This is a genomic window from Pseudomonas sp. B34(2017) (assembly GCF_002112915.1).
Classification (GTDB): Bacteria; Pseudomonadota; Gammaproteobacteria; order Pseudomonadales; family Pseudomonadaceae; genus Aquipseudomonas; species Aquipseudomonas pharyngis.
Genome location: NZ_NEJA01000012.1, coordinates 1 through 22,700 on the forward strand (window position 1 = coordinate 1; position 22,700 = coordinate 22,700).

Annotated in this window: 21 protein-coding genes and 1 pseudogene; 8 read left to right on the plus strand and 14 right to left on the minus strand. The window is 62.2% G+C overall.

Annotated features, from left to right (window positions below; genetic code table 11):
- Window positions 1-300 precede the first annotated feature (300 nt).
- Both CAF80_RS29365 and CAF80_RS29370 read right to left on the minus strand, forming a co-directional pair.
- On the minus strand, window positions 301-1,068 hold the full coding sequence (locus CAF80_RS29365) for a methyl-accepting chemotaxis protein (protein ID WP_371850984.1): 768 nt from the start codon (window positions 1,066-1,068) through the stop codon (window positions 301-303).
- A 90-nt stretch (window positions 1,069-1,158) separates the two neighbouring features.
- Window positions 1,159-2,247: pseudogene (locus CAF80_RS29370) on the minus strand (cache domain-containing protein); the annotation flags it as partial.
- A 441-nt stretch (window positions 2,248-2,688) separates the two neighbouring features.
- On the opposite strand from CAF80_RS29370, the gene CAF80_RS28260 reads away from it, so the two are divergent.
- Both CAF80_RS28260 and CAF80_RS28265 read left to right on the plus strand, forming a co-directional pair.
- Window positions 2,689-3,585 (plus strand): PA4780 family RIO1-like protein kinase, encoded by an 897-nt coding sequence (locus CAF80_RS28260; RefSeq protein WP_011332300.1) that lies wholly within the window; start codon window positions 2,689-2,691, stop codon window positions 3,583-3,585.
- A gap of 56 nt (window positions 3,586-3,641) precedes the next feature.
- Entirely contained in the window at window positions 3,642-4,859 is a 1,218-nt protein-coding gene (locus CAF80_RS28265) for an MFS transporter (protein ID WP_039773243.1), read from the plus strand.
- Here the strand turns inward: CAF80_RS28265 and cueR are convergent.
- The 3 genes from cueR to CAF80_RS28280 all read right to left on the minus strand — a co-directional run bounded on the left by cueR (window position 4,813) and on the right by CAF80_RS28280 (window position 8,213).
- Window positions 4,813-5,226, minus strand: a complete 414-nt coding sequence (gene cueR / locus CAF80_RS28270) for a Cu(I)-responsive transcriptional regulator (protein ID WP_007958485.1) — start codon at window positions 5,224-5,226, stop codon at window positions 4,813-4,815. The two genes, CAF80_RS28265 and cueR, sit on opposite strands and share 47 nt — an antisense overlap.
- Complete coding sequence (locus CAF80_RS28275; protein WP_085667770.1) at window positions 5,223-7,616, minus strand: heavy metal translocating P-type ATPase; 2,394 nt, start codon at window positions 7,614-7,616, stop codon at window positions 5,223-5,225. The genes cueR and CAF80_RS28275 overlap by 4 nt, the downstream gene beginning before the upstream one ends.
- A 213-nt stretch (window positions 7,617-7,829) precedes the next feature.
- Window positions 7,830-8,213 (minus strand): hypothetical protein, encoded by a 384-nt coding sequence (locus CAF80_RS28280; protein WP_039773239.1) that lies wholly within the window; start codon window positions 8,211-8,213, stop codon window positions 7,830-7,832.
- Between the two features lie 148 nt (window positions 8,214-8,361).
- On the opposite strand from CAF80_RS28280, the gene CAF80_RS28285 reads away from it, so the two are divergent.
- Window positions 8,362-8,559 carry a heavy-metal-associated domain-containing protein gene (locus CAF80_RS28285; RefSeq protein WP_085667771.1) on the plus strand — a complete coding sequence of 66 codons (198 nt, stop codon included), beginning with the start codon at window positions 8,362-8,364 and terminating at the stop codon, window positions 8,557-8,559.
- A gap of 103 nt (window positions 8,560-8,662) precedes the next feature.
- The gene (locus tag CAF80_RS28290) at window positions 8,663-9,865 is read left to right on the plus strand and encodes a multidrug effflux MFS transporter (RefSeq protein ID WP_074689707.1); all 1,203 of its coding nucleotides are present in this window, start codon (window positions 8,663-8,665) and stop codon (window positions 9,863-9,865) included.
- Window positions 9,866-9,875: 10 nt separating this feature from the next.
- Here the strand turns inward: CAF80_RS28290 and CAF80_RS28950 are convergent, their stop codons facing one another.
- From CAF80_RS28950 to CAF80_RS28300, 3 genes are all read right to left on the minus strand, one after another.
- Window positions 9,876-10,049 carry a hypothetical protein gene (locus CAF80_RS28950; RefSeq protein WP_166742328.1) on the minus strand — a complete coding sequence of 58 codons (174 nt, stop codon included), beginning with the start codon at window positions 10,047-10,049 and terminating at the stop codon, window positions 9,876-9,878.
- 166 nt (window positions 10,050-10,215) lie between these two features.
- Window positions 10,216-11,229, minus strand: a complete 1,014-nt coding sequence (locus tag CAF80_RS28295; protein WP_085667772.1) for a zinc-binding alcohol dehydrogenase family protein — start codon at window positions 11,227-11,229, stop codon at window positions 10,216-10,218.
- Between the two features lie 31 nt (window positions 11,230-11,260).
- Complete coding sequence (locus CAF80_RS28300) at window positions 11,261-11,554, minus strand: putative quinol monooxygenase (protein ID WP_011332308.1); 294 nt, start codon at window positions 11,552-11,554, stop codon at window positions 11,261-11,263.
- A 117-nt stretch (window positions 11,555-11,671) separates the two neighbouring features.
- Between CAF80_RS28300 and CAF80_RS28305 the strand changes: the two genes are divergently transcribed.
- From CAF80_RS28305 to CAF80_RS28315, 3 genes are all read left to right on the plus strand, one after another.
- Window positions 11,672-12,601: a LysR family transcriptional regulator gene (locus CAF80_RS28305; RefSeq protein WP_039773231.1), complete on the plus strand. Its 930-nt coding sequence runs from the start codon at window positions 11,672-11,674 to the stop codon at window positions 12,599-12,601.
- 305 nt (window positions 12,602-12,906) lie between these two features.
- Window positions 12,907-13,641 (plus strand): helix-turn-helix transcriptional regulator, encoded by a 735-nt coding sequence (locus CAF80_RS28310; protein ID WP_039773229.1) that lies wholly within the window; start codon window positions 12,907-12,909, stop codon window positions 13,639-13,641.
- Window positions 13,642-13,767: 126 nt separating this feature from the next.
- Window positions 13,768-15,150, plus strand: coding sequence for an MFS transporter (locus CAF80_RS28315; RefSeq protein ID WP_039773228.1), 1,383 nt, complete (start codon window positions 13,768-13,770; stop codon window positions 15,148-15,150).
- Between the two features lie 120 nt (window positions 15,151-15,270).
- Here the strand turns inward: CAF80_RS28315 and CAF80_RS28320 are convergent, their stop codons facing one another.
- The 3 genes from CAF80_RS28320 to CAF80_RS28330 form a co-directional block, all read right to left on the minus strand.
- The gene (locus CAF80_RS28320; RefSeq protein ID WP_007958502.1) at window positions 15,271-16,224 is read right to left on the minus strand and encodes an adenosine deaminase; all 954 of its coding nucleotides are present in this window, start codon (window positions 16,222-16,224) and stop codon (window positions 15,271-15,273) included.
- Window positions 16,225-16,305: 81 nt separating this feature from the next.
- Window positions 16,306-17,271 carry a 2-oxoglutarate and iron-dependent oxygenase domain-containing protein gene (locus CAF80_RS28325; protein ID WP_085667773.1) on the minus strand — a complete coding sequence of 322 codons (966 nt, stop codon included), beginning with the start codon at window positions 17,269-17,271 and terminating at the stop codon, window positions 16,306-16,308.
- A gap of 154 nt (window positions 17,272-17,425) precedes the next feature.
- Window positions 17,426-18,499, minus strand: a complete 1,074-nt coding sequence (locus CAF80_RS28330; protein ID WP_085667774.1) for a BMP family ABC transporter substrate-binding protein — start codon at window positions 18,497-18,499, stop codon at window positions 17,426-17,428.
- Between the two features lie 287 nt (window positions 18,500-18,786).
- Between CAF80_RS28330 and CAF80_RS28335 the strand changes: the two genes are divergently transcribed.
- Complete coding sequence (locus CAF80_RS28335; protein WP_039773223.1) at window positions 18,787-19,878, plus strand: calcium:proton antiporter; 1,092 nt, start codon at window positions 18,787-18,789, stop codon at window positions 19,876-19,878.
- A 142-nt stretch (window positions 19,879-20,020) separates the two neighbouring features.
- Here the strand turns inward: CAF80_RS28335 and CAF80_RS28340 are convergent, their stop codons facing one another.
- From CAF80_RS28340 to CAF80_RS28350, 3 genes are all read right to left on the minus strand, one after another.
- Window positions 20,021-21,379, minus strand: a complete 1,359-nt coding sequence (locus CAF80_RS28340) for an 8-oxoguanine deaminase (RefSeq protein ID WP_085667775.1) — start codon at window positions 21,377-21,379, stop codon at window positions 20,021-20,023.
- Between the two features lie 183 nt (window positions 21,380-21,562).
- Window positions 21,563-22,258 (minus strand): SDR family oxidoreductase, encoded by a 696-nt coding sequence (locus CAF80_RS28345; RefSeq protein WP_074689711.1) that lies wholly within the window; start codon window positions 22,256-22,258, stop codon window positions 21,563-21,565.
- Between the two features lie 27 nt (window positions 22,259-22,285).
- Window positions 22,286-22,636 (minus strand): MerR family transcriptional regulator, encoded by a 351-nt coding sequence (locus tag CAF80_RS28350; protein WP_074689712.1) that lies wholly within the window; start codon window positions 22,634-22,636, stop codon window positions 22,286-22,288.
- Window positions 22,637-22,700: the final 64 nt, after the last annotated feature.

A 22,700-nucleotide genomic window follows, 5' to 3' on the forward strand; every position in this document is an offset into this window, starting at 1 on the left:
GATTTCGATTTGTGCGGCGGGGGGGCAGGGTGTGACGGCGATCATCGAGCGCTAGAGGAGCAAAAGCTTGCCCTCACCCTAACCCTCCCGAAACGTCGGACCGCCCGGAGGGAGAGGGGACTGACCGAGGTGTCTGGCGTTATACATCGACCTGAAAGATCGGTGTCGATTATGGATTCAACAACGTTCTTTCATGTCGGCGGATTTCTAAAGCATCCCCGATTCGGCTCCCTCTCCCCCCGGGCGGTCCGACGTTTCGGGAGGGCTGGGGTGAGGGGGCTTTTAAGGTTGCCCCCAATCTCAAGTCCGGAACCTGCGCACCAACCCATCCAGCTCATTCGACAACCCCGCCAGACTCTGCGAATCCAGCCGCGCCGAATTCGCCAGCTCCGCCACCAGTTGCGCATCACCATGAATCTGGCTGATATGCCGATTGATGTCCTCCGCCACCTGATGCTGCTCTTCCGCTGCGGTCGCGATCTGCGTGTTCATGTCGCGAATCACATCCACCGACTCACGGATCTGCCCAAAGCTCTCCCGCGCCTCACCGATGCGTGCCACCGATTGCTGCGACACGTCGAGACTGGCGCGCATCTGCTGGGTCACCGCGCTGGTGCGTTTGGCCAGGTTGCCCAACAGGCCGTCGATTTCCGCCGTCGAATCCGCCGTGCGTTTGGCCAGTGCGCGAACCTCATCGGCCACCACCGCAAAACCACGTCCTTGCTCACCGGCCCGCGCTGCTTCGATAGCCGCGTTGAGTGCCAGCAGATTGGTCTGTTCGGCGATGGAGCGGATGGTGCCGAGGATCGACTGGATGTCGTTGCTGTCGCGTTCCAGTTGCTGCATCGACTGCGCGGACTGCTCCAGTTCCTGGCTCAGTTGATCGACACTGTGCACCGCCGCATCGATCTGCTGCTGACCTTCGCGGGCCTGGCGCTGGCCGCTGTCGGCAGACTCCGCCGCCTGGCTGCAAGAGCGGGCGACTTCGTTAGCGGTGGCGACCATTTCGTGGAACGCGGTCGAGACCATGTCCACCGCTTCGCGCTGGCGTCCGGCGGCTTCGGCCATGTCGCCGGAGACCCGGGTCGAGCTCTGCGAAGTGGCGAGGATTTTCCCGGCCGCGCCGCCGATATGCTGGATCAGGCTGCGGATCGCGGTGAGGAACTGGTTGAACCAGTTGGCCAGTTGCGCAGTTTCGTCGCTGCCACGGATGTCGAGGCTCTTGGTCAGGTCGCCTTCGCCCTGGGCGATGCCTTCCAGACCGCTGGCCACGCTGCGGATCGGCCGCACGATCAGGCTGGCGAAACTGGCGCCGACCACGGCGAAGAACACCGCCAGCACCGCAGCGATGATCGCGATCAGCCAGGTCAGTTGAGTGGCCGAACTCATCACTTCGTTCTGTTTGATCAGGCCGATGAAGGTCCAGCCCAGTTGTTCCGACGGCCAGACGTTGGCCATGTAGCGCTCGCCGTTGAGCTCGATGTCAACCAGGCCTTTGCCGGCCTTGGCCAGTTGCGCGTAGCCGTCGCCGAGGCTGTCGAGTCGTTTGAAGTTGTGCTCCGGTTGCTTCGGATCGACCAGCACCGTGCCGGTGTTTTCCATCAGCATCAGGTAACCGCTTTCACCGAGCTTGATCTGTTTGACGATCTCGGTCAGTTGCTTGAGCGACACGTCAATGTTGACCACGCCACCCTGGGCACCCAACTGGTTGGTGACCGCGCGCACGGTGCTGACCAGAACCGCGTCGTCGCCAGCCCAGTAATAGGCCTCGGTGCGCAGGGTCTTGCCCGGGTTGGCCATGGCCGTCTTGTACCAGGGGCGGGTGCGCGGGTCGTAGTTGGCCATCTTCGGATCGCCCGGCCAGAAGGCATAGCCGCCGCTGTTCAATCCATAGGAGACGTAGGAGTAGGCCGGGTGGGATTTGGCCAGCCCCTCGAACAGTGCAAACAGTTGCTTGTCGATCTCGCCATCGGAGGTATCGGCGGCGTTGGCGCTCATGCGGCTGCGAACGCTGCCGTCCGCGTTCTTCACCAACGGCTGCGCCGCCAGGTAATCGACGTTCTGGCTGATGCCGTCGAAAAACAGCTGCATGGCATTGCTGACCTGACGGATCTCGCGCCCGCTGCTGTCGACAAAATCGTCCCGGGCATCGCTGCGCAGGTTCAGTACCACCAGCGTGGCGACCAGCACCACGGGCAAGCAGGCGATGATTGCAAACGCCCAGGTCAACTTCTGTTTGATGTTCATCCGCGCTCCAGATTTTCTTGTAGGCCCACGCAGTGCAGATGACTCGCGGTTATTGGCAGCCGAAAAACCTATTTCTCACCCGTTTCCCTGGGTGCGACATCGACATTTTTTTTGGAACGATTGTCGGACAAATTCCTCTGTCACAGAGGAATTCGGCCGCACGAGAGGGAAATTGAGGCCGGCAGAGAAAATTCTTACGAGCTGTATGCGGCGGGATGTCAGATTCTGTCGCAAATGCCCTCAAGTCCTGTCGCCAACAACTTCGACAGCCTCGGCTATGATTCGCAGCGGTCGATAAAGCGGCGGATCGGCCCGGTTTATCCGGCACAGTGTGTGCATCCACAGGTTCACAGGTCGGCAACCCCTCCCCGTGATGCGAGGATTGCCGTATAACGAATGACATTCGCGTGTTTGGTAATAAAGGACCCACAATAAAAGCTGATGAAGACTCCAAAACGCATTGAACCCCTGATCGAGGACGGTCTGGTCGACGAAGTGCTGCGTCCACTCATGAGTGGCAAAGAAGCAGCTGTTTATGTGGTGCGCTGCGGCAATCAGTTACGTTGCGCAAAGGTCTACAAGGAGGCGAACAAACGCAGTTTCCGCCAGGCGGCCGAGTATCAGGAAGGCCGCAAGGTTCGTAACAGCCGACAGGCCCGGGCGATGGCCAAGGGTTCCAAGTTCGGGCGCAAGGAAGCCGAAGACGCCTGGCAGAACGCCGAAGTCGCGGCGCTGTTCCGCCTGGCCAACGCCGGGGTGCGCGTGCCCAAGCCGTACGACTTCCTCGAAGGCGTGCTGCTGATGGAACTGGTGGCCGACGAATACGGCGATGCCGCGCCGCGTCTGAACGACGTGGTGCTGGAGCCGGATCAGGCCCGCGAATATCACGCGTTCCTGATTTCGCAGATCGTGCTGATGTTGTGTACCGGTCTGGTGCACGGTGACCTCTCGGAGTTCAACGTGCTGCTGACGCCGACGGGGCCGGTCATCATCGACCTGCCGCAAGCGGTGGACGCCGCCGGCAACAACCACGCGTTCAGCATGCTCGAGCGTGACGTCGGCAACATGGCGTCGTACTTCGGCCGGTTCGCCCCGGAGTTGAAGAAGACCAAATACGCCAAGGAAATGTGGGCGTTGTACGAAGCGGGTACGTTGCACCCGGCCAGCGTGCTGACCGGCGAGTTCGACGATCCCGAGGACCTGGCCGATGTCGGCGGGGTGTTGCGCGAGATCGAAGCGGCGCGTCTGGATGAGGAGCGCAAACAAGCCATCCGCGCGGCGGACGACGAACCCAAGGGCAAGTCCGACGAACCGCCTCCGCCACCGTGGATGCAGTGAGCATCTGAAAAGGAAAACCCGGCTTCGGCCGGGTTTTACACATTCAAGGATTGATTGTGACCACCACTTCCCGCAATGCCCGGCTGATCATCACGGCGCGGCTGATCTCCGATTTCGGCGCGTTCCTCAACATGGTTGCGCTGGCCACTTATGTCTACCTGCTGAGCAACAGCGCGATGAGCGTGGGGATTTTTCTCGCCAGTCGGGTGGGCGGCGGAATTTTCGCCAGCCTGATCGGCACGGCGTTTTATCGTCGATGCAGTGGCCGTCTGCCGTTGATTGCCTTCGATCTGCTGCGCGCCGCTGTGCTCGGGCTGTTGCTCATCTTGCCGGTCAGTCAGCAGGCGCTGTTGCTGCCGCTGATTGCGTTCGGATTGGGCTTTGGCAATTCGATGTTCGCCATCGGTCTCAACAGTCAGTTGCCGCGATTGATCGAGCCGGCGCAGTTGCTCAAGACCAATGCGTGGATTACGTCCGCCTCGTCCATGGCGATGGTCGGCGGCAGTCTGGTGTCCGGGTTGCTGGTCGCGGGGTTTGGTTTTGAAACGGTGTTTGTGCTGAATGCGCTGACCTATCTGCTGGCGGCGCTGTTGATCGCGCCGTTGCGCTTCAGCGCACCGGAGCCCGTCAACGAATCCAGCGCTGAGCGCAGCGAATGGTCAGCCTTGGTCCAGGGCTTGCGCAGCGCTCCGGTAGTTGCGGCGATGCTGGCGGTGACCATGGCCGACACCCTTGGCAGCGCTGCGCACAACGTCGGTTTTCCGATCATTTCCAAACTGCTGACACCGGACTCGGCGAGCACCACGCTGGGCCTGATGCTCGCAGTGTGGGCCGCCGGCAAACTGCTCGGTGCGCGGATCGCCAGTCGCCTCAACGGCTCGGAAAACATTCATCTGGAGCGCCGCTACTTCGGCGGCGTGCTGCTGATGTCCTGCGGCTTCATCCTGATGTTCCAGCAGCACAGCGTCGTCGGTCTGTTGCTGTTTTCGCTGCCGGCCGGACTGGGCGACGGGTTCTCGGAAGTCGGCCTGATGTCACGGCTGCAACGGGAACCGGAGCCCCTGCGCCTGCCGATTTTCAGTTTCCTGACGCTGTTGCAGATGACCGGGTTCGGCGTCGGCATGCTGATCGCCGCACCGTTTTATGAGTGGTGGGCGCCGGGCGCCGTGGTGTTGTTGTTCCACGGCATTCCCCTCGCCACAGTGCTGTCGATGAAAATCCTGCTGCTCAGGCGCGCGCGGGTTGCGCGCAGCAGCCCGACGCCAGTTCCTTGAGGATCGGGCAGTCCGGGCGATGGTCGCCGTGGCAGTGCTCGACCAGATCCTGCAGGGTGTCGCGCAGTTCGCCGAGTTCGCGGATCTTCTGATTCAGCTCGTCGATGTGCTGGCGGGCCAGGGCCTTCACATCGGCGCTGGCGCGCTGGCGATCCTGCCAGAGCGTCAGCAGTTTGCCGACTTCCTCCAGCGAAAAGCCCAGGTCCCGCGAACGCTTGATGAATGCCAGCGTGTGCAGGTCATCGTCACCGTAGACGCGATAGCCGCTGTCGGTGCGATGAGCAGCCTTGAGCAGACCGATCGACTCGTAATAACGGATCATCTTCGCGCTCAGGCCACTGTGGCGGGCCGCTTGGCCGATGTTCATCGGTTGTCCTCCAGGTCCTCGGGTTTCCAGGTTTTCAACAGTAGCGCATTGCTCACCACGCTGACGCTCGATAAGGCCATTGCCGCGCCGGCCAGCACCGGATTGAGAAAGCCGAACGCCGCCAGCGGAATGCCGATCAGGTTGTAGACGAAGGCCCAGAACAGGTTCTGGCGGATCTTCGCGTAGGTCTTGCGGCTGATCTCCAGCGCGGCCGGCACCAGCCTTGGGTCGCCGCGCATCAGGGTGATGCCGGCGGCGTGCATGGCCACGTCGGTGCCGCCGCCCATGGCGATGCCGATGTCGGCCGCCGCCAGCGCCGGTGCGTCGTTGATGCCGTCACCGACCATGGCCACGACCCCGGTTTTTTTCAGCTCGGCGACAGTGGCGGCTTTTTCCGCCGGCAGCACTTCGGCGTGGACATTTTCGATGCCCAGCGCTTCGGCCACCACCCGGGCGCTGCCGCGGTTGTCGCCGGTCAGCAGGTGGCTGTGGATGTGCTGGGCCGCCAGTTGTTGCACCGCGTGCAGCGCGCCGGGCTTGAGGGTGTCGCCGAAGGCGAACAGGCCGAGTACGCGGGGCTGCGGACTTTGCTCGATCAGCCACGACAGCGTGCGACCTTCGGTTTCCCAGGCCTTGGCGGATTCGCTCAGGTTTCCGGCGTTCAGACCGCTTTCTTCCAGCAAGCGCCGGTTGCCCAGGGCCAGGCGCCGACCGTCGAGGCTGCCGGCGATGCCGCGCCCGGTCAGGGACTGGCTGTCGCTGACATCCGGCACGCTCAGATGGCGTTCGGCACAGGCATCCAGCACCGCTTTGGCCAGCGGATGTTCGCTGCCGCGTTGCAGCGCACCGGCCGCTGTCAGCAGGGCGTTTTCGTCACCGTCGATTGCGCTGAAATGCGCGATGCGCGGCGTGCCGGAGGTCAGGGTGCCAGTCTTGTCGAATACCACGGCGCTGACTTCATGGGCACGTTCCAGTGCCTCGGCGTCCTTAATCAAAATCCCGTGACGGGCGGCCACTCCAGTACCGGCCATGATCGCGGTAGGTGTCGCCAGACCGAGGGCACACGGGCAGGCGATCACCAGCACCGCGACGGCGTTGATCAACGCGGTTTCCAGCGGCGCGCCGTACAGCCACCATCCGATCAGCGTGGCCAGGGCCAGCAGCAACACGGTCGGTACGAACACCTGACTGACCTTATCCACCAGTTTCTGGATCGGTGCTTTCGCAGCCTGGGCGTCCTCCACCAGACGGATGATCCGCGCCAGCACGCTTTCCGCACCGAGCGCCGTGGTGCTCACCAGCAAGCGGCCTTCGCCATTGATCGCACCGCCGGTGACCTTGTCGCCCGGCTGTTTAGGCACCGGCAGGCTTTCGCCGCTGATCAGCGCTTCGTCGGCATGGCTCTGGCCCTCCAGCACCTCGCCGTCCACCGGGAAGCGTTCACCGGGTTTGACCAATACCCGATCGCCAAGGCGAAGGGTGTTGATCGCGACGTCCTGTTCGCGACCATCGATGACTTGAATCGCCCGCTCCGGCCGCAGGGCTTCCAGTGCGCGAATGGCGCTGGCGGTCTGGCGTTTGGCGCGGCTTTCGAGGTATTTGCCGAGCAGCACCAGAGCGATGACTACCGCCGACGCTTCGAAATACAGATGCGGCATGCGCCCGTCGGCGGTGGCCCATTCGTAGAGACTCAGGCCATATCCGGCGCTCGTGCCCAGCGCTACCAGCAAGTCCATGTTGCCGGCGCCGGCGCGCACGGCTTTCCACGCGGCCACATAAAACCGCGCGCCGAAAATGAATTGCACCGGGGTGGCGAGGGCGAACTGCGCCCAGGCTGGGAGCATCCAGTGAATGCCGAACGGTTGCAGCAGCATCGGCAACACCAGCGGCAAGGCGAGGGCGATCGCACAGATCAACGCCCAGCGTTCATGGTTCAGGCGTTGCTGGCGATTGTCGGATTGTGGATGTTCGAGTTCGAAGAGGCTGGCCGAATAACCGGCCTTGCTCACGGCGGCGATCAGGGTTTGCGGGTCGACCGCGCCGAGCAATTCGAGGTGGGCGCGTTCATTGGCGAGGTTGACGCTGACGCTCTTCACCCCCGGTACTTTGTTCAGTGCGCGTTCGACGCGACCGACGCACGAAGCGCAGGTCATGCCGTCGATGTTCAATTCCACGGTTTGCTGCGGCACGCTGTAACCGGCGCGCTCAACCGCTTCCATCAGCGCCGGCAGGCTGTCGCCGGGTGCCTGCACCCGGGCCTGTTCGGTGGCGAGGTTGACGCTGACGGCACTGGCACCGCTGACTTTGCTCAACGCCCGCTCGACACGGCCGGCGCAACTGGCGCAGGTCATGCCGCTGATGGGCAGATCGAACGTTATGGAATCGGACATCGGTCGTACTCCCTGTAGTGGATGTCTACAGGATCAACCTTGCCATGCTGGCAAGGTCAAGCGCCAGTTTCCGCTACCGGCTGCTCGCTTGTTCGCCTGATCGTTCCCACGCTCCGCGTGGGAATGCAGCCGGGGACGCTCTGCGTCCCAAAGCGTGACGCAGAGCGTCACAAGAGGCATTCCCACGCAGAGCGTGGGAACGAGCGGCAGGCCTTAGTAACCGAGGCCGGTCGGCTTGAGGTACATGCCTTCCTGGTTCATCGCGATGCGGAATTTCAGGATGTCGCCGGCGTGCAGTTTGATCTCCTGCGAGCCCGGCGCGAGCATGCCCGGGTTGCAGCCCGGCATTTGTCCCGGCAGCAGTTTCAGGCGCAGCGAGACATTGCCCGGCGGCAGGTTGAACGATGTGCTTTGCTCCTGAAACAGGCGCGCCGACAGCTGATCCTGGATATACACGCCAATTTCGCAGGAGGTCGCCACTTCCAGGCGCTCGCGGGAAATGATCAGCACCCCGTAATCTTCCCCGGCGGCATGCACCGAAGGGATCGCGGCAAAGAGGCTGAGTAAGCCAAACAGGCTGAAAGCTGACCAGCGCATGGCTGAATCTCCTGAATTCATGTCATTGATGCGTGCAGCTTGGCCGAGCGCGGCGCCGATTGCCAGCCCGGCAGTTTTTTGCAGAACTTGACCTTGCCATCGTGGCAAGCCTGAAACTGCCGGCAACCTCACTCAAAGGAGTCATTCCATGCAAGTGTTCACTGTTGAAGGCATGTCCTGCGGTCACTGTGTCAGAGCCGTCACCCAGGCGGTGCAGAGCAAGGATCCGGCCGCCAGCGTGCGGGTCGATCTGGCGGCGAAGGAAGTCGGCGTCGAAAGTGCGCTGAGCGCCGAGCAGGTTATCGAGGCGATCAGCGAAGAGGGCTACGCCATCAAGCTCGCCTGATCTTTTTAATAGTTAGCGAGCTACCGGAATGTTCAAGGCGTCCTCGCGCGGCTAGACTGTCGGGCTGCACTCAACTCAACTGCCCGCCCGACCTGGACGCCTGATGAACTTCCGTACCCTTCTGATTCTCGGTGCCCTGACCGCCTTCGGTCCGTTGGCGATCGACTTCTATCTACCCGCGTTTCCCACTATGGCGCTGGCGTTCGGCACCGACGAGAAACACGTCCAGCTGACGCTGTCGGCCTATTTCTTCGGCCTGTCCATTGGCCAACTGGCTTACGGGCCGTTGGCGGATCGCTTCGGCCGGCGGATTCCGTTGCTGATCGGTCTGACGCTGTTCACGTTGGCGTCAGTGGCCTGCGCCTATGCGCCGAATCTGGATTGGCTGATCGGCGCACGGCTGGTGCAGGCGCTGGGCGGTTGTGCGGGGATGGTGATTGCCCGGGCGGTGGTCAGCGACAAGTGCGACGCGGTGGGGTCGGCGAAAGTCTTTTCGCAGCTGATGCTGGTGATGGGGCTGGCACCGATTCTGGCGCCGATGCTCGGCGGTCTGCTGGTCAATACCACGGGCTGGCAATCGATCTTCCTGGTGCTGACCGGTTTCAGTGCCTTGGCCGGGCTGGCGGTGGCTCTCGGCCTGCCGGAAAGTCTGCCGGCGCATGTTCCGCGCCAGCCGCTGTCCGGCGCTTTGCGTCAGTACGGCCGGCTGCTGGCGGATCCTGTCTACATGGGCCATGCCCTGACCGGCGGCATCGCCATCGCCGGGATGTTTGCCTACATCGCCGGCTCCCCGTTCATATTCATCAAACTGTACGGCGTGCCGGCCGAACATTTCGGCTGGCTGTTCGGCACCAATGCGGCCGGGTTCATTCTGGTTGCACAGGTCAATGCGCGACTGCTGGCCAAGCGCGGTCCGGCCTTTCTGCTGTCACGGGCGGTCTGGGTTTACCTGGGCGCCGGGCTGACGCTGCTTGCGGTCAGTGCCTTGCACACCGAGGCGCTTTGGCCATTGCTGATTCCATTGTTCATCTGCGTGGCCAGTCTTGGCTGCATCAGCCCCAATGCGGCGGCGTGTGCGATGAACGGGCAGGGCGGTCGCGCCGGCAGTGCTTCAGCGTTGCTCGGTAGCCTGCAGTTCAGCGTTGCCGCCGGGGCTTCGGCGCTGGTGGGGATCCTGCACGATGGCACCGCCGTGCCGATGGCCATCGTCATCAGCCTGTGTGGATTGCTGGTGGTGTGCGCAGCGATGCTCACCCGGCGCATACAGAATGCCCGGGCGCTGGCAAAGGCGCAGGCTGAAATCTGAAACGAAAGCCTCAGCCGACAGCGCGTTGCTGGCCGGGGTCGGGAATCTGATGGGGCGCGTGCAGACGCGCTTCGAGGGTGCGGGTGAAGGCCAGCGCTTCGGCCTCACTGCGGAAGGTCACGGCGTGCTGGTCAAGACGAACTTGCCATTGGGACTTTGCCACTTCTTTTATCAGGATCTTCATTGCTGACCTCCCGTACGTAAAAGATTGCATCGCAGAGGACTCGATTGTAGTCCTGAATACGATCGCAATTGTGACAAGGGTCAAGCATCTGACTGACGGCAAAAAAACACCGCAGCCCCCGAGCCAGCCACTTGCGGCGCTGACGAAGGCTGCGGTCTTGCGGGTTTTAGAAACCTTCTAAAACAATTTTCCCCTTGGCCTTGCCGCTTTCCAGCAATTCATGGGCGCGGCGCAGGTTGCTCGCGTTGATCGTGCCGAAGTGCTCGCCGACCGTGGTTTTCAAGGTGCCGCTGTCGATCAGCCCGGCCACTCGATTGAGCAGTTTGTGCTGCTCGATCATGTCCGGCGTTTCGAACAGCGAGCGGGTGTACATGAACTCCCAGTGCAGCGACAGGCTCTTGCGCTTGAGTTTGGTCACGTCCAGCGCCTTCGGATCGTCGATCAGCGCCAGTTTGCCTTGCGGCGCCAGAGCCTCGACCAGTTGGTCCAGGTGCTGTTCGGTCTGGGTCAGGCTGGCGACGTGGGTCACGTGGGCCACATCGGCGCGTTTCAGTTCTTCGCTCAACGGCTGGCTGTGATCGATCACCACGTCGGCGCCCAGCTCGGTCACCCAGTCGCGGGTCTCAGGGCGGGAGGCGGTGCCGATCACCTTGAGTCCGGTCAACTGGCTGGCCAGTTGGGTGAGGATCGAACCGACGCCGCCGGCCGCGCCGACGATCAGCAGGCTCTGGCCTTCGTCAGTGTTGCCTTCGCGAATCTGCAGGCGTTCGAACAACAATTCCCACGCCGTAATGGCGGTCAGCGGCAAGGCGGCAGCTTCGGCGAAGCCGAGGGTTTTCGGCATGTGGCCGACAATCCGCTCATCCACCACGTGCAATTCGCTGTTGCCACCGGCCCGGGCAATGGAGCCGGCGTAGAACACCTTGTCGCCGGCCTTGAACAGGGTCACTTCACTTCCGACGGCCTTGACCACACCGGCTACGTCCCAGCCCAGTACCTTGGCGGCGCCGCCTTCCGGTGCGACGTTCTGGCGAACCTTGGTGTCGACCGGGTTGACCGAAATCGCTTTGACTTCCACCAGCAGGTCGCGGGGGCCGGCTACCGGTTCTGGCAGTTCGATGTCTTGCAGGGATTTTTCGTCGCTGATCGGGAGCGAGGCGTAATAGGCGATGGCTTTCATGGAGAACTCCGAAAGTGAATAAAGGAAGGTTTCAGGCGATGACGCGCAGGCGCTTGAGTTCGAAGTGTTCGAGGAACGCCTCGGCCTGGCTGCGGAAATGCTGGATATGCGCGCTGGCATCGTGGGCTTGCAGGGCTTCGTCGCTGGCCCACTGTTCGATCATGTAGAAGGCCAGTGGATTGGCCAGGTCCTGATGCAGTTCGTACTGACCGCAACCCGCTTCGGCGCGGGTCGGTTCGATCAGGGCGCGCAGGTGCTGTTCGAGAGCGTCCTGCTGGCCAGGTCGGGCGATCAGGGTGGCAATAGCGGTGAAAGGCTGGGACATGTTCGACTCCGGGACGGGATGAATTCGATGGAAGGCATGATTGGCTATTTCTGCCCGAGATAAAACCGGCTAAAAGAGCAGTCTCTTTCAATTTTTTTTTGATAATCGAGGCTGAGGATGCTGCGTTTCGATGACTTGCAGTTGTTTGTCCGGGCGGCGGATCTGGGCAGTCTGTCGGCTGCGGCGCGGGTGATGGACATGTCCGCCGCGGTGGCCAGCGCCGCGCTCAAGCGGATCGAGCAGCAACTGGGCGCGCGTTTGTTGGCACGCTCCACCCGCAGTCTGCGGCTGACGGCCGAAGGTGAAGGGTTTCTTGAGTACGCCCGCGCTGCGTTGAGCAACCTGGATGAGGGGCGCCGCCTGCTGGCCAGCGGGCAGGACCAGGTCAGCGGCATTTTGCAACTGTCGGCGCCTTCGGATTTTGGCCGTAACCTGCTGTTGCCGTGGCTCGATGACTTTCAGCGCGAGCATCCGAAGCTGACCGTGCGCCTGTTGTTGGGCGATCGCATCGCCGACCTGTTTCGCCAGCCGGTGGACATCGCCTTGCGCTACGGCGAGCCGGAAGACTCCAGTCTGGTGGCGTTGCCGATCGCCCCGCACAACCGACGTGTGCTGTGCGCATCGCCCGCCTACCTGGCTAGGCACGGCGAGCCGCTGCATCTGGAGCAGCTCGCGCAGCACAACTGTCTGCTGTACATGCTCGGTGGCCGGGTGCATGACCACTGGAGTTTCCACGATGGCAAGCGTGAGGTCAGCCTGACCGTCAGTGGCGACCGCTTCAGTGACGACGCCGATGTGGTGCGCCTGTGGGCGGTGGCGGGAGCCGGGATCGCCTACAAGTCGTGGCTGGATGTGGCCGGTGATGTGCTGGCGGGGCGGCTGAAAGTGTTGTTGCCGGAGCTGCTCTGCGAACGCGCTCCGCTGAATCTGCTGTGCGCCCATCGCGCACAATTGAGTAAGCCGGTGAACCTTCTGAGGGAAATGCTCGCCAGCCGTTGCGCCGAATTGAGTAGCCGATTTCCCGTTTTTCAGGAGTCTGACCATTAGTCGCAGGTAAATAGCGAAATTTCTCTCAGGAACAATCACCAACCACGTCCACTCAGGCGCAGGACGCAGCGAGCAACCCGCTTATACTAGCGGCCGCCTGAAGCCCGCACCGACAGGCCGGCAAGAGAACGATCAGACCGGAACCGGCGAGGCAGGAACGAGGGTCGCGACAGTACTGCGGTTTCCTTGCTGCGGCGCGCTGCCTTGCCTCGGCTCAAGGCGTTTTGCGCGCCTTGGCTGACGACTGATTACTGGTCAAGATGTCTATGAGCAGTAGACGATACGATTCAACAGGGAGTGAATACATGGAACATGCACCTTGCATCAGCCAGATCGCCACGTTGCTGGCCGATCCCAAACGCAGCGCGATGATGTGGGCGTTGATGGACGGCTCGGCGCGGCAGACCGAGGAGCTGGCGTTGCTGGCCGGGCTTTCGCCTTCGTCAGCCAGCGCGCATCTGGGGCGCTTGTCCGCTGGGGGGCTGTTGAAGGTCGAGGCGCGCGGACGCAAACGCTTCTTTCGTCTGGCGGCTCCCGAAATCGGCGCGGCCATCGAAGCGCTGGCCAGTGCCACCCTGGCCAGCGCCCCGCGAGAAATCCCCGACGTGTTCAAGCGTGCCTCGCCGGTCGTCAGGCCCCAGGCCGCTCCTTCGTCACTGCTGCGTGCGCGGTTTTGCGACGACCATCTCGGGGGCACGCTGGCCGCCGATCTGTACCAGCGGATGCTCGACGCCGGCTGGATCGAGCAGCTTGAAAACCGGGTGGTCGTGACGCACAAAGGCTCGACACAACTGGCCGGGCGCGGGGTCTACATCCAGGCGCTGGCCCATCGCAATGCCCAGGTGGCTTGTGCCTGTCCGGACTGGAGCGAGCGTCGTCCGCACATGGGAGGCTCGCTGGGGGCGGCGTTGTTGCAGCTGTTCATGCAGTCGGGCTGGCTGGTGCTGCCCAAGGACTCCCGTGCTTTGCAACTGACGGCGGCGGGCCAGCGGGAAATTCATCGATTTGCCTGTGAAACCGAGCTGGAAATGGCGTTATAGAGCGCTTTCTTCCACGGATGTACTCCTGAACGTCGCCAACGGCTGCGAACAAGTCGCATCTGGCACAGGCGCGCAACCGCTATCGCGCACACTCGATCCGGGGACTTTTCGGATTGAGGAGGTGGCATGGACACGGGAAACTACAGCGCGGCAGATCGACTGGAGCGCCTGCCAGTCAGCGGTTATCACCGGATCATCTTCATCATCATCGCCCTGGCGTTTTTCTTCGACTCCATGGATCTGGCGATGATGACCTTCCTGCTCGGCTCGATCAAAGCCGAGTTCGGCCTGAGCAGCGCCGAGGCTGGTCTGCTGGCCAGTTCGAGCTTTTTCGGCATGGTGCTGGGGGCGTCGCTGTCCGGGATGCTGGCTGATCGATTCGGCCGAAAACCGGTGTTCCAGTGGAGCATCGTCCTGTGGGGGCTGGCCAGTTACCTGTGCTCCACGGCGCAGACGGTCGAAAGCCTGACGCTGTTTCGCATCCTGCTGGGAATCGGCATGGGCATGGAGTTTCCGATTGCTCAGTCGATGTTGTCGGAGTTGATCCCCGCCCAGCGTCGGGGTCGCTATATCGCCTTGATGGACGGTTTCTGGCCGCTGGGTTTTGTTGCGGCGGGCGTGCTGTCGTATTTCCTGCTGCCGTTGATTGGCTGGCGAGACATCTTTCTGGTACTGGCGGTGCCGGCGGTGTTCGTGCTGGCGATCCGCTTTTTCATTCCCGAGTCGCCGCGCTGGCTGGAACAGGCCGGCAAACATGACGCAGCAGACAAGGTTTTGTGCGGCATCGAGGCGCGGGTACAGGCATCGCTGGGCGGTGCTGCATTGCCGGCGCCGGTTCGTCTGCCACGTAGCGTGACCCCGCCGGGCCATTTCCTTTCGGCGCTCAAACAGATCTGGTCTCCGCAGTATCGCCAGCGCACGACGATGATCTGGAGCCTTTGGTTCTTCGCGCTGCTCGGCTTCTACGGCCTGACCTCCTGGCTCAGCGCGCTGCTGCAACAGTCGGGGTTTGCGGTCACCCAGTCGGTGTATTACACGGTGCTGATTTCCCTCGGCGGGATTCCCGGTTTCCTGATGGCGGCCTGGCTGGTGGAGCGCTGGGGACGCAAGCCGGTGTGCATCGTCACGCTACTCGGCGGCGGGGTGATGGCGTTTCTGTACGGGCAGAGCGCAGTGTTCGGCGGCAACGTGGCGCTGCTGATCGGCACGGGGCTGTTGATGCAGTTTTTCCTGTTCGGCATGTGGGCGGTGCTCTACACCTACACGCCGGAACTGTACCCGACCTCGGCGCGGGCGACGGGCTCGGGGTTCGCCTCGGCTATCGGGCGCGTGGGTTCGCTGCTCGGGCCGTTGGTCACCGGGCTGGTGTTCCCGATCACCGGGCAGGGCGGGGTATTTGCGCTGGGAGCGCTGTGCTTTGCGATTGCGGCGGGGGTGGTGTGGCTGTTCGGGATGGAGACGCGGGGTAAAACCTTGGAGGAATTGACCGAAGCAGAAGTGATTGGCTGAACCCTGACCCAAGCTGTTGGAGCGAGCTTGCTCGCGAAAGTGGTGTATCAATCAACATCTTCGTTGAATGACAGGCCCTATTCGCGAGCAAGCTCGCCCACATTGGTTATGCGCTGTTGCTTATGGTTTTACCAGGCGCGCATCCAGGCTGTTCTGCGCCAGACGCTTGGCCTGATCCTGGGTCATACCCAGGTGGGTGTGCAGCGCATGGAAGTTCTCGGTCACGTAACCACCGAAGTACGCCGGGTCATCGGAGTTGACCGTGACCTTCACGCCACGCTCGAGCATGTCGAGGATGTTGTGCTGGGACATGTGATCGAACACGCAGAGCTTGGTATTCGACAGCGGGCACACGGTCAGCGGGATCTGCTCGTCGATGATCCGCTGCATCAGACGCTCGTCTTCGATGGCGCGTACGCCATGGTCGATGCGCTGGATCTTCAGCAGGTCGATGGCTTCCCAGATGTATTCCGGTGGGCCTTCTTCACCGGCATGGGCGACGGTCAGGAAGCCTTCGTGACGGGCACGGTCGAACACGCGCTGGAACTTGCTTGGCGGGTGACCCATCTCGGAACTATCCAGACCCACCGCGACGAACGCATCACGGAACGGCAACGCCTGGTCGAGGGTTTTCTGCGCTTCGTCTTCGCTCAGGTGACGCAGGAAACTCAGGATCAAACCGCTGGTGATGCCCAGTTGTTGCTCACCATCTTTCAGCGCGGCGGCGATACCGTTGAGCACCACTTCGAACGGGATACCCCGGTCGGTGTGGGTCTGCGGATCGAAGAACGGTTCGGTGTGAATCACGTTCTGCTCTTTGCAGCGCAGCAGGTAGGCCCAGGTCAGGTCGTAGAAGTCCTGGGAGGTGCGCAGCACGTCGGCGCCCTGGTAATACAGGTCGAGGAATTCCTGCAGGTTGTTGAAGGCGTAAGCCTTGCGCAGGGTTTCGACGTCGCTCCACGGCAGGGCGATCTTGTTGCGCTCGGCCAGGGCGAACAGCAGCTCGGGCTCCAGCGAGCCTTCGAGGTGCAGGTGCAGTTCAGCCTTGGGCAGGGCGTTGAGCCAGTCGTACATATTCTTTTCTCATCAGGTGCAATGGCGGGCATTCTACAGATGCCCGCCGAAACAATTGGCAAAACCTGACCAACCGATCCATCACACCGCTTCCTGCTCCCGTCGATAGGCGTAGGTATCGGCGAAGCGCGACAGCAGGAATTCGACGCAGGTGGTGGTCGGATATTTCGCCGGATGCTGTGCGTCCTGGCAACCGGGCAGGCACTCGATACGGGTATCCGGATGCGGCTCGGCGAAGAACGGCATCGAGTAGCGATCCACCCCGAGCGGGCTGATCACCCGGTGCGGGGTCGAGCGATAACGGTCGTTGCTCCAGCGGGCCATCATGTCGCCGAGGTTGACCACGAAGGTGCCGTCGATGGGCGGTGCGTCGATCCACTGGCCGTTGACGTTCTTCACCTGCAGGCCGCCGGCGCTGTCCTGATAAAGCAGGGTGATGCAGCCGTAATCGGTGTGCGCGCCGGCACCTTGCTGTTCGGCGGAACTGGCAGTGTGGCGCGGCGGGTAATGGATCATTCGCAATACGCTGACCGGTTCGTTGAAGCGTGTATCGAAGAAGTCGCGCTCGATGCCCAGCGCCAGCGCCATGGCCCGCAACAGGGTTTGCGCGAGCGCCTGCATGTCGAGGTAGTGCTGCTCCATCAGCGCTTCCCAACCAGGGATGGCCGGATGACGGTTGGGGCCACGCAAGGGTTTTCCTGCCAGCACCTCGGGATGATCGGCCGGCAGGTGCAGGCCCATGTCGAAGGTTTCCTTGAGATCGCTGGGTTTGTCCGGGTCGAGCTGTTCGGTGGCGATGGCGCCGTAGCCGCGATGATGGACGGTCTGGGTAATGTCGATCTTGAGTTTTTCCGCGCTCGGCCGCGCGAAGAATTGCCGGGCGTGATCGAGCAGGGATTCGATGCGCTGCGCAGAAATCGGGTGACCCTTGATGTAGAAAAAGCCCCATTCGCGGCAAGCGTGGTCGATCTGTTCGGCGACGGCCGGCCAGGCGTTCTGGTCGTCGGAGTAGAGCGGTGAGATGTCGATGATCGGGAGTTGGTTCATTTCGAATGCTCTTTAATGATCGTTTCCACGTCGAACCGTCTGCGTGGGAATGCCTCAATGGACGCTCCGCGTCCGCGTTCGGCAGGGACGCGGAGCGTCCCGGGCTGCATTCCCACGCGGAGCGTGGGAACGATCACCGGGTAGATGTTGGAATTTACTTCGGCATCTCGGCCTTCATGCCTTCGACGTAGTAGTTCATCGACGCCAGTTCGGCGTTGGTGGCGCTGACCCCCGCCGGGATTTTCTCGACGCCGGCCTGATCCTTGATCGGCCCGGTGAACGGTTGCAAAGCGCCGCTCTTGATGTCGGCGATGATCTGCTCGGCTTCGGCCTTCACCGGTGCCGGCACCAGATCGCTGATCGGCAGTTCGACCGTGCCTTCCTTCAACCCGCCCCAGTAGTCCTGGGATTTCCAGGTGTGGTCGATCACGCTCTGGGTCGCCTGAATGTAGTGCGGCGCCCAGTCGTTGACGATCGAGGTGAGCACCGCTTTCGGGCCGAAGTGCGCCATGTCCGAAGCGTAGCCCACGGCATACACACCACGCCGCTCGGCGGCCTGAATCGGCGCCGGGCTGTCGGTGTGCTGGAACACTACGTCCACGCCCTGATCAATCAGCGCGTTGGCCGCGTCGGCCTCCTTGCCCGGGTCGAACCACGAGTTGACCCACACCACTTTGATTTCGGTGCCGGGGTTGTACTTGTTCAAGGCCAGTTGAATGGCGTTGATGTCGCGGATTACTTCGGGGATCGGGAACGAGGCGACGTAGCCGATTTTTTTGCTCTTGGTCATCTTCGCCGCGAGGAAACCACCGACGTAACGACCCTCGTAGGTACGCGCCAGGTAGGTGCCGAGGTTCTTGTCCTGCTTGTAGCCGGTGGCGTGTTCGAAGGTCACCTTGGGAAACTGTTTGGCGACTTTCACCGTCGGGTTCATGTAGCCGAAGGAGGTGGTGAAGATCAGGTCGTAATTGTCCTTGGCCATGTTGCGGATCACCCGCTCGGCATCGGCGCCTTCGGCGACGTTTTCCACGTAGTTGGTGGTGATCTGCGTGCCGAGTTTTTCCGCCAGCGCCTTGCGCCCCTGTTCATGCTGATACGTCCAGCCGTGGTCGCCGATGGGGCCGATGTAGACGAAGCCGACTTTCAGTGGATCGGCGGCACTGGCGCTCAGGCTGAGGCCAAGGCCCATGGCGATGCACAGCAGTGTTTGCAGTGGACGGTTTTGCATGAACGCGAACTCCCTTTTGTTGTGTGTGGGGAGGGCAATGCAAAAGGCTGACCAAGCGGACAACAATCTGGCTTGAAACCGAGGCGCGCCCATCGCGGGCAAGCCCGCTCCCACAAAAGCACCGCGATCCCTGTGGGAGCGGGCTTGCTCGCGAAGAGGCCGTAAAGTCCAATAAAAGTGCAGGCGTAGATAAAGCTGCCATCCACTGGTGCGCTAAGGTGTAACGAAACGTTAGCGCCACCCCGCAGTCAGTAGCTCATTCGCACTCTTCGGCAAAAAGGCCCGTCATGTTCACCATCCTCAAGCAAGAAAGCTTTCTGCTGTTGGCCGTCATCGCCACCTGTGTTGCGTATCCGCTGGAGCACTGGCTGCTGCACAGTGGCCAGTTTGTCGCGCTGACGGCCGGGCTGGTGCTGATCGCCTTCATCGTCGCCGCCTCGATGCGCGTTGCCCATCAGGCTGAACTGCTCGCGGAAAAAGTCGGCGATCCGTACGGCACGATGATCCTGACCCTCGCCGCCGTGCTGGTGGAAGTGGTGATCCTGGCGATCATGATGAGCAACGAAGCTTCGGCCACACTGGTGCGCGACACGATCTATTCGGCGGTGATGCTCGACATCAACGGCATCCTCGGCCTCGCCGCGCTGATGGGCGGGATCAAGCATGGCGAGCAGTCCTACAACGACGATTCGGCCCGCAGTTACAGCGTGATGATTCTCACCGCCATGGGCGTGTCGATGGTGGTGCCGGAGTTCATTCCCGAGGCCAACTGGAAAATCTATTCGGCCTTCACCATCGGCGCGATGGTGGTGCTTTATGCGTTGTTCCTGCGCATGCAGGTCGGGCCGCACAGTTACTTTTTCAGCTACAGCTACCCGGACAAACGCCGCAAGAAAGAGCCCGTGGAACAGGAGCCGAAACCGGTCAGCCTGGCGCTGTCGATCGGCATTCTGGTGTTCGGTGTGGTGGTGATCGGCGCACTGGCCGAGGTGATGTCCAAGACCCTCGATCTGGGCCTGGAAGGGACGGGCGCACCGCCGGTGATCACGGCGATTCTGGTGGCGGCGATTTCCGCGGCGCCGGAGATTCTCACCGCGTTGCGCGCGGCGTTGGCCAACCGTATGCAGTCGGTGGTCAACATTGCGATGGGCGCTTCGTTGTCGACGGTGATCCTGACGGTGCCGGTGATGGAGGCGATGGCGCTCTACACCGGGCAGCCGTTTCAGATGGCGATGACGCCAGTGCAGACGGTGATGATCTTCATCACGCTGATCGTCAGTGCGATCAACCTCAATGACGGGGAGACCAATGCCATCGAGGGCATGACCCACTTTGTGCTGTTTGCGACGTTCATCATGTTGTCGCTGCTCGGCCTTTGAAGGCGACCATCGCTGACCGATCGTTCCCACGCTCCGCGTGGGAATGCATACCGGGACGCTCTGCGTCCCAACGTCGGACGCAGAGCGTCCATGGCTGCATTCCCACGCAGAGCGTGGGAACGATCAGAGACTTCCGCTTGGATCAGGTACCGGAAATCAACTGCCGAGCCGCCTGGCTGTGATCGGCAATCAGGCCTTTGAGATCCAGTCCTTCAACCTGCCCGTCAACCACTCGCCATTTGCCGCCGACCATCACGCGATCCGCCCGGTCCGCGCCGCACAACAGCAGCGCCGAGATCGGGTCATGGCTACCGGAGAAGCGCAGTTCATCGAGTTTGAACAACGCCAGATCCGCCTGCTTGCCGACCGCCAGTTCACCGATGTCGGTGCGACCCAGCAGGCTCGCCGAACCCTTGGTCGCCCAGCCCAGCACACGTTCCGGAGTGATCTTCTCGGCGCCGTAACGCAAGCGCTGGATGTACAGGGCCTGACGCGCTTCGAGGATCATGTTCGACGCATCGTTGGACGCCGAGCCATCCACGCCGAGACCGAACAACGCGCCGGCATCGGTCAGTTCGATGCTGGGGCAGATGCCGGACGCCAGACGCATGTTCGAGCTCGGGCAATGGCAGATACCGGTGCCCGCCGCGCCGAGACGGGCGATTTCGTCGGGGTTGAAATGGATGCCGTGGGCCAGCCACGTGCGCGGGCCGAGCCAGCCGACGCTGTCCAGATAATCCACCGTGCGCAGGCCGAAGCGTTGCAGGCAGAAGTCTTCTTCGTCGAGGGTTTCGGCGAGGTGAGTGTGCAGGCGCACATCGAGTTTGTTCGCCAGTTCGGCGCTGGCGGACATGATTTCCGGGGTCACCGAGAACGGCGAGCACGGCGCCAGAGCGATCTGGATCTGCGCGCCGTCGCCACGTTCGTGGTACTCGTGGATCAGGCGCTGACTGTCGTCGAGAATCACCTGGCCTTCCTGCACGGTCTGCTGCGGAGGCAGGCCGCCGTCCTTCTCGCCGAGGCTCATCGAGCCGCGGGTGAGCATGGCGCGCATGCCCAGTTCACGCACGGTTTCGACTTGCACGTCGATGGCGTTTTCCAGGCCATCCGGGAACAGGTAATGGTGATCGGCAGCGGTGGTGCAGCCCGACAGCAGCAACTCGGCCAGCGCGACTTTGCTGGCGAGGGCAAGTTTTTCCGGCGTCAGGCGCGCCCAGACCGGGTACAGGGTTTTCAGCCACGGAAACAACGGCTGATTGACCACCGGCGCCCAGGCGCGGGTCAGGGTCTGATAGAAGTGGTGATGGGTGTTGATCAGGCCCGGCAGGATCACGTGTTCACGGGCGTCGAACACTTCGTTGCATGGGGTCGATGGCTGCTGGCCGGCGCCGAGCACTTCTGTGATCACACCGTCTTGCAGGACCAGACCGCCACGGGCATCGAGACCGTTGGCCGTGAAAATGGCGAGGGGATTTTTTAACCAGATACGGGTCGCAGGCATTGTGGCCGGCTCCTCTGAAAGTTGGGTTCAGGGTTGCCAGCTCAGTGTTGCCCTGTCTGCTGATCCAGGGTCGCCGCGAGGGGCGAGGTGCGGAGTTTCGAACAAAATGTTGCGACGGGCAAGCCCGACCCGACCAGACACCGGGATAACCCTGTGGGGGTGAGCCCCCACAGGGTCCAGTGATTACCAGGGAATGGTTTCACCCTTGTAGTTCACGAAGTGATGGCCGCCCTTGCCGGCGAACGCATCCACCTGATCCACCAGGCCACGGGTGCTGGTCTCCACGTCGATGTCGGCGCCTTCGCCACCCATGTCGGTTTTCACCCAGCCCGGATGCAGCGACAGCACCGTAAGTTTCTGCTCGCCCAACTGCGTGACGAAGCTGTTGGTCATCGAGTTCAGCGCAGCCTTGCTGGCCTTGTACAGCGCCAGTTCCGGCGCGTCGGGCATGGTCACGCTGCCGAGCACCGAACTCATGAACGCCAGCACGCCACTGCCGTCGCGGATCTGCCCGACAAAGCGCTGGGCCAGATTGATCGGTGCCACCGCGTTGGTGAAGAACAACTGACCGACTTCCGCCAGCGTCGCGCCGCCCGGGGTCTGCACTTCGGGGCCTTTGACCCCGGCGTTGACGAACAGCAGGTCGAAGGTCTGGCCCTTGAGCTTCTGGCTCAGGGCGATCACCGCTTGCTGGTCGTCCATGTCGAGTTTTTCGATCTGCACGTTGCCCAGAGCTTCGAGAGCCTCGGCATTGGAAGGATTGCGAACCGTGGCGGTGACTTGCCAGCCGTCGGCCAGCAGGGTTTTCACCAGTCCCAGGCCCAGGCCCCGGGAGGCGCCGATGATCAATGCGTGCTTGGCAGGATTAAGTGCGGACATGACGGGCTTTCCTTGAAAGTTGAAAGATCACGGGTTCAATGGACAGCGTTGACCGAGCCGATGCTGCAATTCGAGGCGCAGCTCGCCGAGTTCGGCCATGCGGGTTTCGACCAGCTTGAGTTTGTCTTGCAGCAGTTGCGTGACGGTGGTGTCAGGATTTGGCGATTGCCACAGCGCGCCAACGCTGCTGCCGATCTCGCCGAGGGTAAAGCCCAGACGCTGCGCCGTTTTGATGTAGAGCACCAATTGCACCATCTCCGGCGGATAGTCGCGATAACCGTTGGCGCTGCGTTGCGCCGCGATCAATCCGCGCTCCTCGTAAAAACGCAGCGTGTCACGGCTGACATCGCAGGCCTGGGCCAACTCACCGATGCGCATCTTGCAGGTCTCGAAAGTGTTTGACCCTGGAGCATACTCCAGGCTTTACCGTGGTTGCTCCCTG